This is a genomic window from Amycolatopsis sp. NPDC058278 (assembly GCF_042881395.1).
Lineage (GTDB): Bacteria > Actinomycetota > Actinomycetes > Mycobacteriales > Pseudonocardiaceae > Amycolatopsis.
In genome coordinates this window covers 36,234-49,245 of sequence record NZ_JBHVXZ010000051.1, presented here as the reverse complement: position 1 = coordinate 49,245, position 13,012 = coordinate 36,234, and the positions used below count along the sequence as shown (strand labels likewise).

At 73.0% G+C, this 13,012-nt stretch carries 12 protein-coding genes; 7 read left to right on the top strand and 5 right to left on the bottom strand.

Going from position 1 to position 13,012, the window contains the following annotated elements; genetic code table 11:
* The first annotated feature begins 10 nt into the window (after window positions 1–10).
* The 4 genes from ACFVYA_RS25760 to ACFVYA_RS25745 all read left to right on the top strand — a co-directional run bounded on the left by ACFVYA_RS25760 (window position 11) and on the right by ACFVYA_RS25745 (window position 5,788).
* Window positions 11–1,138: an epoxide hydrolase family protein gene (locus tag ACFVYA_RS25760; protein WP_387048528.1), complete on the top strand. Its 1,128-nt coding sequence runs from the start codon at window positions 11–13 to the stop codon at window positions 1,136–1,138.
* Window positions 1,139–1,283: 145 nt separating this feature from the next.
* Window positions 1,284–4,289, top strand: coding sequence for an ATP-binding protein (locus ACFVYA_RS25755; RefSeq protein ID WP_387048527.1), 3,006 nt, complete (start codon window positions 1,284–1,286; stop codon window positions 4,287–4,289).
* A 30-nt stretch (window positions 4,290–4,319) separates the two neighbouring features.
* Window positions 4,320–5,558 (top strand): FAD-dependent monooxygenase, encoded by a 1,239-nt coding sequence (locus tag ACFVYA_RS25750; RefSeq protein ID WP_387048525.1) that lies wholly within the window; start codon window positions 4,320–4,322, stop codon window positions 5,556–5,558.
* Complete coding sequence (locus ACFVYA_RS25745; protein WP_387048523.1) at window positions 5,555–5,788, top strand: DUF2945 domain-containing protein; 234 nt, start codon at window positions 5,555–5,557, stop codon at window positions 5,786–5,788. The genes ACFVYA_RS25750 and ACFVYA_RS25745 overlap by 4 nt, the downstream gene beginning before the upstream one ends.
* Here ACFVYA_RS25745 and ACFVYA_RS25740 read toward each other — a convergent pair.
* Together ACFVYA_RS25740 and ACFVYA_RS25735 are read right to left on the bottom strand one after the other, a co-directional pair.
* Window positions 5,785–6,234, bottom strand: a complete 450-nt coding sequence (locus ACFVYA_RS25740) for an HIT family protein (RefSeq protein WP_285991389.1) — start codon at window positions 6,232–6,234, stop codon at window positions 5,785–5,787. The genes ACFVYA_RS25745 and ACFVYA_RS25740 overlap by 4 nt on opposite strands.
* Window positions 6,235–6,244: 10 nt before the next feature.
* A complete protein-coding gene (locus tag ACFVYA_RS25735; protein WP_387048522.1) occupies window positions 6,245–7,363 on the bottom strand; it encodes a helix-turn-helix domain-containing protein in 1,119 nt (372 codons plus the stop codon).
* A gap of 177 nt (window positions 7,364–7,540) precedes the next feature.
* Here ACFVYA_RS25735 and ACFVYA_RS25730 point away from each other — a divergent pair, with 177 nt between their 5' ends.
* The gene (locus ACFVYA_RS25730) at window positions 7,541–8,806 is read left to right on the top strand and encodes a YncE family protein (RefSeq protein WP_387048520.1); all 1,266 of its coding nucleotides are present in this window, start codon (window positions 7,541–7,543) and stop codon (window positions 8,804–8,806) included.
* Window positions 8,807–8,979: 173 nt separating this feature from the next.
* Complete coding sequence (locus ACFVYA_RS25725; RefSeq protein ID WP_387048518.1) at window positions 8,980–9,267, top strand: pentapeptide repeat-containing protein; 288 nt, start codon at window positions 8,980–8,982, stop codon at window positions 9,265–9,267.
* An 86-nt stretch (window positions 9,268–9,353) separates the two neighbouring features.
* Here the strand turns inward: ACFVYA_RS25725 and ACFVYA_RS25720 are convergent, their stop codons facing one another.
* Together ACFVYA_RS25720 and ACFVYA_RS25715 are read right to left on the bottom strand one after the other, a co-directional pair.
* Window positions 9,354–9,767, bottom strand: a complete 414-nt coding sequence (locus ACFVYA_RS25720; protein ID WP_285991392.1) for a DUF5655 domain-containing protein — start codon at window positions 9,765–9,767, stop codon at window positions 9,354–9,356.
* 17 nt (window positions 9,768–9,784) lie between these two features.
* Window positions 9,785–10,249, bottom strand: coding sequence for a MarR family transcriptional regulator (locus ACFVYA_RS25715; protein ID WP_387048516.1), 465 nt, complete (start codon window positions 10,247–10,249; stop codon window positions 9,785–9,787).
* A 221-nt stretch (window positions 10,250–10,470) separates the two neighbouring features.
* Here ACFVYA_RS25715 and ACFVYA_RS25710 point away from each other — a divergent pair, with 221 nt between their 5' ends.
* Complete coding sequence (locus ACFVYA_RS25710; protein WP_285991394.1) at window positions 10,471–11,178, top strand: DUF4142 domain-containing protein; 708 nt, start codon at window positions 10,471–10,473, stop codon at window positions 11,176–11,178.
* 48 nt (window positions 11,179–11,226) lie between these two features.
* Here the strand turns inward: ACFVYA_RS25710 and ACFVYA_RS25705 are convergent, their stop codons facing one another.
* Window positions 11,227–13,011, bottom strand: a complete 1,785-nt coding sequence (locus ACFVYA_RS25705; RefSeq protein ID WP_387048514.1) for a sigma-54-dependent Fis family transcriptional regulator — start codon at window positions 13,009–13,011, stop codon at window positions 11,227–11,229.
* Window position 13,012: the final 1 nt, after the last annotated feature.

Sequence of the window (13,012 nt, the reverse complement as noted above, 5' to 3'; positions counted from 1 at the left end):
CGTGCTTCTCATGACGAACGAAATCCACCCCTTCCGCATCGACATCCCGCAGGCCGAGCTGGCCGACCTGCACCGGCGCCTGAACTCGGCCCGGTTCGCCGACCCCGTGCCCGGCGACGAGCCGGACTGGTCCCGTGGCATCCCCACGGACGTCGTCCGGGAGCTGACCGAGTACTGGCGCGACGGCTTCGACTGGCGTGCCCAGGAAGCGGCGCTCAACGCGTTTCCGCAGTTCACGACCGAGATCGACGGCCAGACCATCCACTTCCTGCACGTCCGCTCGACGCAGGCCGACGCGGTGCCGCTGCTGCTCACCCACGGCTACCCGAGCTCGATCGCGGAATTCCTCGACGTCATCGGCCCGCTGACCGAGCCGGGCCCGGACGCGTTCCACGTCGTCGTCCCGTCGGTGCCCGGCTTCGGGTTCTCGACGCCGTTGAGCGGGCCCGGCTGGGAACTGGCGCGCACGACCGACGCGTTCGCCGAACTGATGACCCGGCTCGGCTACGACCGGTTCGCCGCGCAGGGCGGCGACATCGGCGCGGGCGTCACCGGCCGGCTCGCGGCGCTGTACCCGGAGCGGGTCATCGGCACCCACGTCAACAGCGATCGCGGCACGATCGCGCTGGCCGGCGAGCAGCTGCCGATGCCGGAGCACCTGTCCGAGGCCGAACAGTCCGAATTGGACGCCGCCCGCGCGGCGTGGCGGGCCGGCCGCGGTTACCTCGACCTCCAGTCGCACAAGCCCGAAACGATCGCGGCCGCGCTCACCGACTCCCCGGTGGGGCAGCTGGCCTGGATCGCGGAGAAGTTCGAGGCGTGGACCGGCGCCGGCCGCGTCGACCGCGACCGGCTGCTGACGAACGTCAGCATCTATTGGTTCACCCGCAGCGGCGCGAGCGCGGCCCGGTTCCTGTACGAGGCCGCCCATTCCGGGCAGGGCTGGCTGGCGCCGTCGGCCGTCCCGGCGGGCTGGGCGGTGTTCGACTCCTCGCCGGTGGTCCGGCGGATCATGGACCCCGACGAGAAGATCGGGCACTGGTCGGAGTTCGCTTCCGGCGGCCACTTCGCGGCGATGGAGGAACCCGGGTTGCTCGTGGCCGACATCCGCGAATTCTTCCGCGAACTGCGGCCGTGAACGTCCGAGCGCTCGCGCCGTACGTCGGGCTGTGGACGCGGCTCGCCCGGTTCCGCCCGGACGAGTTCCCCGCCGCGGGGGAGCGGGCGGTCCGGTTCGCCGAAAACCGACCACCGGACCCCCGCCCTGGGCCAGAATCGTCGGCGTGCAGTTCGCCATCCTCGGGCCGGTCGAAGCCCGCCGTCCCGACGGGACCCCGGTCGCCCTCGGTGGCCCGCAGCTGCGCGGGCTGCTCGCGTTGCTCGCCCTTGACGCCGGGCGCGTCGTCAGCGCCGAGCGGCTGATCGACGGCCTGCACGGCGAACACCCGCCCGAGGGCGCGGCCGAGGCCCTGCAGTCCCAGGTTTCGCGGCTGCGACGCCGGCTGCGCGACGGCGGCGCACCCGACGGCCTGGTGGAATTCACCCCCGCCGGGTACCGGCTGGCCGTCGACCACCAGGACGTCGACGTCCACCGGTTCGAACGGCTCACCGCGCAAGCGAGGGAAACTTCCGATCCCGCGGCGAAACTCGAGCTCTTCAGCGAAGCGCTCGCGCTGTGGCGGGGTCCGGCGCTCGACGGGCTCGCCGACCCGCCGCGTGCGGCCCGGCTGGCGGAACTGCGGCTGGCCGCGACCGAGGACCGCGTCGAAGCCGGGCTGGCGCTCGGCCACCACGACCGGCTCGTCGCCGAGCTGCGGGAGCTGACCGGCGAGCACCCGCTGCGCGAACGCCTCACCGCCCAGCTCGTGCGGGCCCTGCACGGCAGCGGCCGGTCCGCCGAAGCACTGGCGGTGTTCGCGCAGGCGCGGGAGCGCTTGGCCGACGAACTCGGCGCCGACCCGTCGCCCGAGCTCGCGGACGCGCACACCGCGGTCCTGCGCGCCGCCGCGCCCGCCCCGGCCCGCCGGGTGCCGGTGCCGCTCACCGGGTTCGTCGGCCGCGCCGAGCTCGACCGGCTCACCGAGGCCCTGCGCGACGCCCGGCTCGTCACGCTCACCGGCCCGGGCGGGGCGGGCAAGACCCGGCTCGCGGTCGAGGCCGCGGCCCGGGCGGCGGGGGAGGTGTGTTTCGTCGAACTCGCGACGACCACCGACGTGCCGCGCGCCGTCCTGGCCGCGCTGGGCCTGCGTGAACAGGGCGTGCTGACGCCCGGCGCGGCCGCGGACCCGGCCGACCGCCTGGTGGCCGGGCTCGCCGACCGGCCGCTGCTGCTGGTCCTCGACAACTGCGAACACGTCGTCACCGAGGCCGCGCGGCTGGTGCGGCGCCTGCTGGGCGAGTGCGCCGGCCTGCGCGTGCTGGCGACCAGCCGGGAGGCGCTGGCCCTGACCGGCGAGACGCTGGTGCCGGTCGGCCCGCTGCCCGCCGGCGCCGCGGCCCGCCTGTTCACCGACCGGGCCGCGGCGGTCGCCCCCGGCGCGGCACCCGACCCGGGCGCGGTCACGCGGATCTGCGCCGCCCTCGACGGCCTCCCGCTGGCCATCGAGCTCGCCGCCGCCCGGCTGCGCTCGCTTTCCGCGGACGACGTCGCCGCCCGGCTCGGCGACCGGTTCCGATTCCTGTCGCGCGGCGACCGCACCGCCGAGCCGCGGCACCGGACCCTGCGCGGTGTCGTCGAGTGGAGCTGGGATCTCCTGGAACCGGAGGAACGGCTGCTGGCCGGCCGGTTCGCGGTGTTCGCCGGCGGTGCCCGGCCGGCCGCCGTCGAGCGCGTCTGCGCCGTTCCCGACGCCGATGCGGTGCTGACCGGCCTGGTCGAAAAGTCCCTCGTCGAGTTCGGCGGCGGCCGGTACCGGATGCTGGAGACGATCCGCGCGTTCTGCGCCGAGCAGGGCGACGACCGGCGCGCGGCACACGCGAAGCACTTCCTGGACTTCGCGGTGACCCACGAGCCGAAACTGCGCGGCGCGGACCAGCTGACGGCCCTGGCCGAGCTGACCGCCGAACACGCCGACCTGCACGCGGCCCTGCGCTGGAGCGCCGCCGAAGAGCCGGAGACCGCGTTGCGGCTCATCGCGGCTCTGTCCTGGTACTGGTGGCTGCGCGGCCTGCGGAGCGAGGTGACGCCGATCGCGGACACCGTGCTCGCCGCCGTCGGTCCCGAACCGCCGCCGGGACTGGCCGAGGAGTACGTCCTCTGCGTGATCCAGGCGTCCGACACCGACGTCGCGATCGAGCCGGTCCTGCGGCGGCTCGACGGGCCGCTTCGGTACCCGTACCTCTTCCTGCTGTGGGCGTTCTCCCCGCGCACCAAGGCCGAGGACGGCGAACGGCTGGCCGCGCTGATCGGCCCGGACGCGTGGTCACGGGCGTTCGCGCGGATCGGCGACGGCCTCGGCGCGCAGTACCGGGGCCGGATCGCCGAAGCCGAAGCGCACTTTTCGGCGGCATTGGAGGCGTTCCGCGCCTTGGGCGACCGCTGGGGAGAAGCGAGCGCGCTGGAGAAGCTCGCGGAGTTCGCGGACTGGCGCGGCGACCACGCGCGGTTCCGCGAGCTGATGGACGAGTCCGTCCGGCTGGCCGCCGAACTCGGCGCGGCCGAAGACGCCGCCGACCTGCTGTGCCGCCGCGCCGACGGCGTCCTGCGGCAAGGGGACGCCGAAGCCGCGAAGGCCGACTACGAAGCCGCCGCGGAGCAAGCGCGCGCCGCGGGCACGCCCGTGACGCTCGCCCGGGCCCGCGGCGGCCTGGGCGAGATCGCGCGGCGGGCGGGTGACCTGGCCGCGGCCCGGCGCTGGTACACCGCGGCGCTCGCGCTGGCCGCCGACCCGGTGACCGGCGGCGAGACGCGGATCCGCGTCCACACCGGCTTCGGCTGGACGGCGGCCGCCGAAGGCTGCCTGGAGGAGGCGACCGAGCTGCACCAGGAAGCCCTGGCCACGGCGCTGGAACACGCGAACCTGCCCGGCGCGGCGCAGGCGATCGAAGGACTGGCCGGCGTTCTCGCCGGGCGGGAGGAGGACGAGCGGGCCGCGTTCCTGCTCGGGGTGGCGGTCGGGCTGCGCGGCGCGCCGGTCACCGGGGACACCGACGTCGCGTCGGTGACGGACCGCGTCCGGGGGCGCATCGGCGCCGAGGCCTACGCCGAGGCGTTCGGCCGCGGCCGGGAACTGCCGCCCGAGCAGGCGGTCGAGGAGGCCGGTCAGCGGCGGTTCGCGCTCGGTTCGTGAGCGGTCAGCGGCCCCGCCGATGCTCGGGGCATGACGAAGAACATCCTGATCTCCGGCGCCAGCATCGCCGGCCCCGCCCTCGCTTATTGGCTGCACCACCACGGCTTCGACGTCACCGTCGTCGAGCGCGCCCCGAGCCTGCGCGAAGGCGGCTACAAGGTCGACATCCGGGGCGTCGCGGTCGACGTCGTCCGCCGGATGGGCCTGCTGGAGCAGGTGCACGCGGCGAGCACCGACATGCGGGGCGCGGCGTTCGTGAACAAGCGCGGCAAGCAGCTGGCCACCCTCGACGCGGACACGTTCGGCTTCCGCCACGGCGACGACACCGAGATCCTGCGCGGCGACCTGTCCCGGATTCTCCATGACGCCACGTGCTCGAATGCCGAATACGTCTTCGGCGACTGGATCACCGGCCTCGACCAGCGTCCCGACGGCGTCGAGGTGACGTTCGCCCACGGCGCGCCCCGCCGGTTCGACCTGGTGGTCGGCGCGGACGGCCTGCATTCCGGCGTCCGCGCGCTGGCGTTCGGCCCGGAGGAGGACTACCTGCGCCGCTTCGACGCCTACATTTCGATCTCGACGGTGCCCAACCGTTTCGAGCTGGACCGCTGGGAGCTGCTGCACTCGGCGGCGCCGGGCAAGATGGTCAACGTCTACAGCACCGCGCGGGCGGCCGACGCGAAGGCGGCGTTCTGGTTCACCGCACCCCCGCTGACCTACGACCGCCGCGACGTCGACGCCCAGAAGGACCTGGTGGCGGACCGGTTCGCCGGCCTGGGCTGGGAAATCCCGGCGCTGCTGGAGGCGATGCGCGAGGCGGACGACTTCTACTTCGACCCGGTGTGCCAGATCGTGCTGGACAAGCTGTCGGTGGGCCGGGTGACGCTGCTCGGCGACGCGGGCTACTGCGCGTCACCGGCCTCGGGCCAGGGCACGAGCCTGGCGCTGGCGGGCGCGTACGTCCTGGCGGGCGAACTGGCGGCATCGGACGACGTCGCCACGGCGTTGTCCCGGTACGAAGCCTCGATGCGGCCGTTCATCGAGAAGAACCAGGCCCTGGCGAAGACGGCGTTGCGGGGCATCATCCCGCAGTCCCGGGCGTTCGCGTGGTTCAACACCCGGATGATCAAGCTGATGCCGTACCTGCCGGGCCGCAACCGCGTCCTGGAGCAGATGTCCCGCCCGATCCGCGAAGCGGCGAACGCCCTGGAGCTCAAGGACTACGCGGCTGGTGCGGGGGATCGTGCCCGCGACGGGTACCCGCGGTGATCACGGGTACCCGTGCCGCCAGGACCGAGGAATTCAAGAAGGGCGACCGCGTCCGGTGGGACGCGGGCAACCAGAGCTCGATCGGCACGGTCGAGGAAAAGCTCACCGAGGACACCCACGCCGGCAAGCGCGACGTCAAAGCCTCACCCGGCAACCCGCAGTACCTCGTCCGCAGCGAGAAGTCCGGGAAGACCGCCGTCCACCACCCGGACAAGCTGCACAAGGCCTAACGCGCCGCCCGGACCTTCGCCGCGACCTCCGTCAGCTCCTCCTTCGTCCGCACCCGCCAGTCGGCGTTCAGCACGAAGCCGTCGCCGGCGAAGCGGGGGATCACGTGCAGGTGGACGTGGGGGATCTCCTGGCCCGCGGCCTTGCCGTCGGCCAGGAACAGGTTGATCGCCTCGCACTGCAGGTCCGTGCGCCGCAACGCCGCCGCCAGTTCCTGGGCGATGGTGAACATCCGCGCGCCGGCGGAAGCCGGGAGCGAAGCCAGGTCCGCGTGGTGCGCCCGGGGGAGGACCAGCAGGTGGCCGGTCGTCACCGGGCGCAGGTCGACGATCGCGACGAAGTCGTCGTCCTCGTGGACGAAGGCAGCCGGCGCCTGGCCCGTGCCGATCGCGCAGAAAACGCATTCTCCGGTCGACGTGGTCGCCGGCATGCGGCGGAGTTCAGCCATGCGGGTGACCTTATCGGCCGCCGAGCCAGTGGTGCAGGGCCCACCACGACCGGACGGCGTCGAGGACGCGGCCGCCGCTGTTTTCGGCCAAGGCCAGCGGGGTGAGCTCGGCCAGCCGGTCGAGGCGGTACCGGACCGTGTTGGGGTGCAGGTGCAGTGCCTCCGCCGTGGGACGCAGGCGCTGGCCGTGGTCGAGGTAGGCCAGCGCCGTCGCGGCCAGCTCGCGGTGGAACGCGTTGCCCGGGTCGAGCGCGCCGAGCACGCCGGTGGTGAGCAGCTCCGCCAGCAGCGGCTGGGCCGTCAGGGCGATTTCGCCCGCCAGCTCGGTGAGGTCGTGGTAGCCGGCGCCGGCGATCCGGGCCGCCGCCGTGCAGAGACGGTGCACCTCCCGAAGCTCGGGCAGGGCGGCCGGGGGCGCGACGACCACCAGGACCCCGTCGGCGAGGGCGACGCCGGCGGGCGGGCGCGCCGCCAGACCGGTCAGCCTGCCCTCGACCAGCCCGTACACCCCGCCGAACTCGAGCAGCGCCTGTTCGAGGGTGCGCGCCCGCGCCGGGTCGCTGACGTCGGACACCACGCAGGCGTACCGGCCTTCGGGACGCAGCCCCGCCTGCCGGAGCTCTTCCGGCGTGGGCGGGTGCCCGGCCAGCAGCAGGGTGCGCAGCAGCTGGGTCCGCGCGTCGCGGACCGTCCGCGACAGCTGGAGCTCGGCGGCGTGGTAGCCCTTGACGATGTGCCGTTCCAGCGCGCCGGTGTAGCGCTCGGCGTCGAGGATGGTCTCGAGGATGACGTCGTCGGGCAGGCCCGCCGCCCGCGCGCGTTCGACGGCGAACCGGGCCGCGAGCGTGCGACCGGCCTGGACCCCGCGCAGCAGGTCGGTGAGCGGGACGCCCTGCGCGGCCCGGTCGGCGCCCAGCGCCTCGGCGGTGGTGTAGTCCGCGGTGTCGGGGTTCGTCGTGGCGCGCAGCGCGGCCGACAGCAGGAAGTGGACGTGCCGCCGGTTCTCGGCCTCCGGCAGCCGCGCGACCTCCGGTGACTGGCTCCGCGCGGCCTTCACCAGCTCGTCCAGGACGGTCTCGTCGTCGGCCATCGCCTCCAGCACCTGCCGGAGCAGCGATGAGGCCGGCACAGCACCCTCCCGTTGTGGCAGGGCCACAACACCGCGTCCGCGATGTTGGGCGAGCGGCCCTACCGGAACGGCTCCGGTGGCCGGTTATCGTGACAATACCGGACAGTAACCCCGTTCCTTCGCGAAATCCATCGACCGAAGGTCACCACACCTCTTCAGTGCCGAAAGGTGTCTCCCGTGCGCAATTCCCCGGTCCGTCGGAAACGCTCGTACCTCTCCCGCCTGGCCTGCCTCACCGCCTCGGCCGCCCTGCTGGCGACCGGCGCCGCGGTGCCGGCGACCGGCGCCGCGGCGGCCCTGCGGGAGGTGATGTTCGTCGGCAACAACTGGGAAGGCACGGCGGACGTCATCCAGTCGCGCGGCTCGTTCGCCCGCATCGGGCGGGTGAACATCATCCCCGACAAGGACCAGCGCCTGGCGGAGATCTACCTCAACCCGATCAAGCTGGCCTTCTTCCTCGGCATCCGCAACGGGCCCGGCGAAGGCCACGACCAGTTCGTCGACGACATGTACACGACGCCGGACGGCGGTTCGGTGGTGGCGTCGCGGCCGAGTTTCGCCGACGTCGTCTCGATCAACCTGACGACCGGCCGGATCAACTGGCGCTTCCCGGTGTCGGGCTTCCGCTCCGACCACATGGCGGTTTCGCCGGACGGCCGCCGCGTCGCCGTCTCCGCCTCGACGTCGAACACCGTGCACGTGCTGGACATCGTCACCGGCCAGCAGGTGGGCTCCTTCGCGACCGGGGACAAGCCGCACGAGAACGTCTTCACCGACGGCGGCCGGTACCTGTGGAACATGTCGATCGGCGACGTCAACACCGACCTCGACGACCCGGGCTGGGACTTCACCAAGGGGGACCGGCGCATCACCGTCGTGGACGCCGCGACCTTCCGCCAGGTCAAGGTGATCGACATGCGCCAGCGGCTCGACGCCTTCGGCCGCAGTGACCTCTCGGACGCCGTGCGCCCGGTCGCGTTCACCCCGGACGAGTCGAAGCTGTACTTCCAGGTGTCGTTCTTCAACGGGTTCGCCGAGTACGACGTCGCCACCGACAAGATCACGCGGGTCAAGGAACTGCCGAAGAACCCGGCCACCAGCGACGACCGCAAGACCTTCGTCAACGACTCGCGCCACCACGGCATGTCGATGAACCCGGCCGGCACCAAGCTCTGCGTCGCCGGGACCATGGACGACTACGCCACGGTCGTCGACCGCGCGTCCCTGCAGCAGGGGACCCTGGTGCCCGCGGTGAAGCCGTACTGGGCGACGGTGAGCGGCGACGGCAAGGCCTGCGTGATTTCGGAGGCCGGCGCCGACCAGGTCACCGCCATCGACTTCGCGACCGGGCAGAAGCTCCTTTCGGTGCCGGTCGGCGACCACCCGCAGCGGGTCCGCATCGGCCACGTGCCCGACGGCTGGACGGGACCCACGGGTTCCTGAGCACGAGCGGTGCCCGCTCGGGTGAATCCCCGGCGGGCACCGCGCTTGTGCGCCCACCAGCGGCGTGCCGACTTCGGCGAAGCGGAGTTCGAGGATTTCGCCGGGTTCGACGGGGCCGGTTTCCGCGAGTGGGCCCGGTTCTTCGAGGCGCGGTTCGGCGGGACCGCGTTCGGATGGCTCACGGGATTCGACGGCGCCGTTTTCGCCAGGGCCGCGGAGTTCCGGGCGCCCGGTTCGGGGAGCTCTGGTTCAACAGGGCCAAGTTCGGCGGGGCCGCCAGGTTCTCCGGGGCCACGTTCGCCGGAAACGCCGAATTCGGCGGGGTACGAGTCCGCCTGGCCCCGCCCAGGGGTCGGACTTCGGTGCGGCTGGCCGGCGAAGTGATCGACGAGGACGCGTACCCGGAGGGGGGATCACGTCTTTCCCGGCGCGCTGGTCGTCGTCGGCCCGTCTGCCGGTGAAAGCGCCTCGCTGCCGGGTCGCCAGGGCAACGGGGCTACCTGACCTCGACCGCCGACGCGCAACCCGAGTCTCGGGAGTAGCGGGCTCAGGACGTCTCGAACGCGATCGTCAGCCAGCCGCGGACTTCGTCGTCCACATCGGACACCGCGCGCAGGCTGAGCTTGTGCCCGACGCGCGGCCCGCTCGCCCAGCTCGCCGGGGCGATGCGGGCCGTTTCGATCGGCCGGGGCAGCCACAGGTACACCAGCACGTCCCGCGAGCGCGGGCGCAGCTCGGCCAGCTTCCGGTCCCGCTTGAGGAACACCCCGACCTTGACGGCGTCTTCGTGGACGTCGCCGAGGGTGCGCAGGTGCTCGAGGACGGCGTCGTAGACCTCGCGCTGCCAAGGCGCCTTGCCGGCGAAGGTCTCCTCGACCGTGCAACCGGGGACACAGGTGTGCCCCTGGCCGGCACGCGCGAACTCGCGGTCGCAGCGCGGGCACGTCCACCGGGTCGGCATGCCGTCCAGGATGGCACTCACAGCGCGGCCGGGCCGAGCGCCGGGATGGTGGCGGCCGCGTGCACCAGCTGCCGGGCCGCCTCGGCCGCGGCCTTCCGCTGCGCCGGTGGCAGCTTGTCCAGCAGCGACCCCAGTGCGGCGTGGCGCCGCTCGAGCATCCGCGCCACGATCTCGTGCCCGGTTCCGGTGACCTCCAGCGTGACGACGCTGCGGTTGCCGGGGCTGCGGCCGCGCGCCACGTAACCGAGGGCTTCCAGGCGGTCGGCCAGCCGGGTCACCGAGGACGCGTTGACGCCCATCGCCGCCGCCAGCTGCGAGCTCGGGACGCGGCCGAGGCGGTCGAGGACCAGCAGCAGCCGCGTCTGCGGGAACGACACCTCCGGCGGGGCCGCGTGCGCGCATTCCCAGGCGATCCCGACCAGGACCACGGTGAGGCCGTCGAGGGCGGCCACGGCCGGATCGGCGTCTTCGAGGGGTTGCATGGCGCAATACTTGCCAATCGCAAGAGCATCGGTCAAGATGGACATCCCCGGCGCTCGCCGGCGGTGTCCGGCCGGCTCGGCCGTCGCTCCCCTTTTCGTGGTCCAATGTCGCTTGACGCGCTGAATCCGTTGGCGCGTAAGGAATTCATAAGGATTTCGCTGAACCTCCGCATGACGGCGTCCGTGTTCCCAGTACCGAACTGTCGTCAGAAGGAGGAAGCATGCCGGATCACCGTGGCATGACGGGCCGTGCCAAGGCCCGGACCGCGCTGGTCGTCGTGGCCACGCTCGCCGTGGTCGGCGTCGGCTCGGTCATGGTGCTGAACGCCAGCGCCCAGACCGCGCCCGGCTCGACGCAGGCGCAGGTCCCGGCGCACAACATGGGCGGCATGCAGATGGGCTCGGCCGCCCAGGCCGCGGCCACGAACGACGTGGCCGGCGCCGGGCCGGTCACCGAGCTCGACAAGACTTTCCTGGTCAAGGTCCGCCAAGCGGGGCTCTGGGAGATCCCCGCGGGTGACCTGGCGCAGACCCACGCCAGCAGCGAGGCCGTGAAGCGCGCCGGGCTGCACCTGCTGGACGGGCACTCGCACCTCGACCAGCTCGTCCGGGAGGACGCGAAGATACTGGGCGTGACGCTGCCGGACCAGGCCTCCGCCGAGCAGCAGGGCTGGGTCCGCCAGCTGACCAACGCCCAGGGCCTGGAGTTCGACAAGCTGTTCGCGAACCTGCTCCGCGCCTCGCACGGCAAGATCTTCGCGACCATCGCCGAAGTCCGCGCCGGCACGCAGAACGACGTCATCCGGCGGCACGCGACACAGGCGAACCAGACCGTCCTCGACCACATGACGGTCCTGGAGGACACCGGGCTCGTCGACGCGACGACGATCGCCGACGTCGCCGCGGCGGTGAACCCCCCGGCGAAGTGACGTCCGCGCCGGGGAGGGAGGGTAGCCGCCCGACGGGGATCCGGGCGGCTACCGGGCCGGCGGCACGATGCCGTACTCGTGGATCTTGCGGTAGATCGTCGCCCGTGAGATGCCCAGCAGCTTCGCGGCTCTGACCTTGTTGCCGTCCGCGTCTTCCAGGCACCGCACGATGGCGTCCCGTTCGATCGACTCGAAGCGGTTCAGCGGCCGCCGGGTCACCGCGTGGAACTCCGCCGGGAGGTCGCCGGGGCGGATGGTGCCCGCGCGGCGGCGCTGGGCCACCTTGCGCAGCACCTGGTGGAGCTGGCCGGTGTTGCCCGGCCACTCCGCCCGCATCAGCAGGTGCAGGGCCGCGGCCGAACACGTCAGCCTGCCGCCGTAGCCGAGCTTGCTCAGCACCAGCGGGACGAGTTCCGCGAGGTCTTCGACGTGGTGGCGCAGCGGCGGCACCTGCACCGTCCGGGGGAAGAACTTGAGCAGCTCGGCCAGCGCCGGTTCGCTCTCGGCCTCCGGCACGAGGGTGAGCACCACCCACGGCGCGCCCGGGGCCTCGCGCAGGGTCCGCAGGACCGCGGCCAGCGCGGCGGCCGCCGGTGCCGTCAGCCGGTCGGCGTGCCGGATCACCAGTGTGCGGATCGGGGCTTCGGCGTGCTCTCGCGGCAGCGCGGCCCAGTCCGTGCCGGGCACCGCGTCGACGGTCAGCAGCCGGGCCGCCGGGTGGTGGCGCTGGTGCAGGCCCTTCGTCAAGGTCAGCTTGCCGGTCCCGGGCTCGCCTTCGAGCGCGACCCACTCGCCACGCTGGTGGCCGCGGTCGAGGTCGTGCCCGCAGCGCTGCCACAGTGGCGCCGAGCCGACGACACCCGGCAGGTACATCGGCAGCATCGGAGCCGGCGCCGCGAAGGCTTCTTCGGCCTCGATCAGCTTCACCGACAGCACGCCACCCGCGGTCTCGGTCTCCCTGCGCCCCGCGACGCGGCGGCAGAGAACGCGGACCCGCAGCCCGCTGGACAGGGACAGCGTCGCCGGGGTCCGGCGGCCCTCGGCCAGTGCTTCGGTGGCGTGGCCGAGCAGCACCGACTGGTCGGCCGGGTCGAGCAGCTGCCGGGCCCGGTCGTTCATCATCACGATGTCTTCGTTGAACGCCAGCACGATGCCCGTCCACCGGCGGCAGGTCTGCAGGTAGGCCTGGAAGAGCAGCATCTCCCGCAGGTCACTGTGCCGCAGCAGGGCCTGGCGGATCTGCTCGGCCGTCGAGCGGGCCAGCGCGACGAGCAGGCCGCCCGCGTCCTTGTACCAGCAGGTGAGGTCGACGGCGCCGACCTTCTTGCCCGAGATCGGGTGGTGGATCGGCACCCCCGCGCAGGCCAGGTTCTCCAGGTGCTCGGCGTAGTGCTCGTGCCCGGACACCGTCGTCGGGCGGCCGTCCTCAAGCGCGGTGCCGATGCCGTTCGTGCCGACGGACTGCTCGCCGTAGCTGAACCCGGGCACCAGTTCGACGCGCTCCAGGTGCCGGGCCAGGTCGGCGTCACCGGTCCGCTGGGTGAGCACCACGCCGTTCGGGTCGGTGAGGATGAGGCTGATCGGCTGGCCCTCGAACTGCTCGCCCAGCTTGTGCAGCACCGGTTCGGCGCCGCGCATGAGCGGGATGTCGAGGTTCTGGTCGCCGAGGTAGAGCGGGTCGATCCGGTCGGCCTCGACCTGGAACTCCCGGGACCGCCGCCACGAGGCCAGGATCGTCGGCCGGACCGTGTCGGCGGGCACCGCTTCGGCGGTCAGGAACCGCACGCGGGTGCGGGCGAGCACGTCGTCGGCGACCAGGGCCGTTTCGTCCACG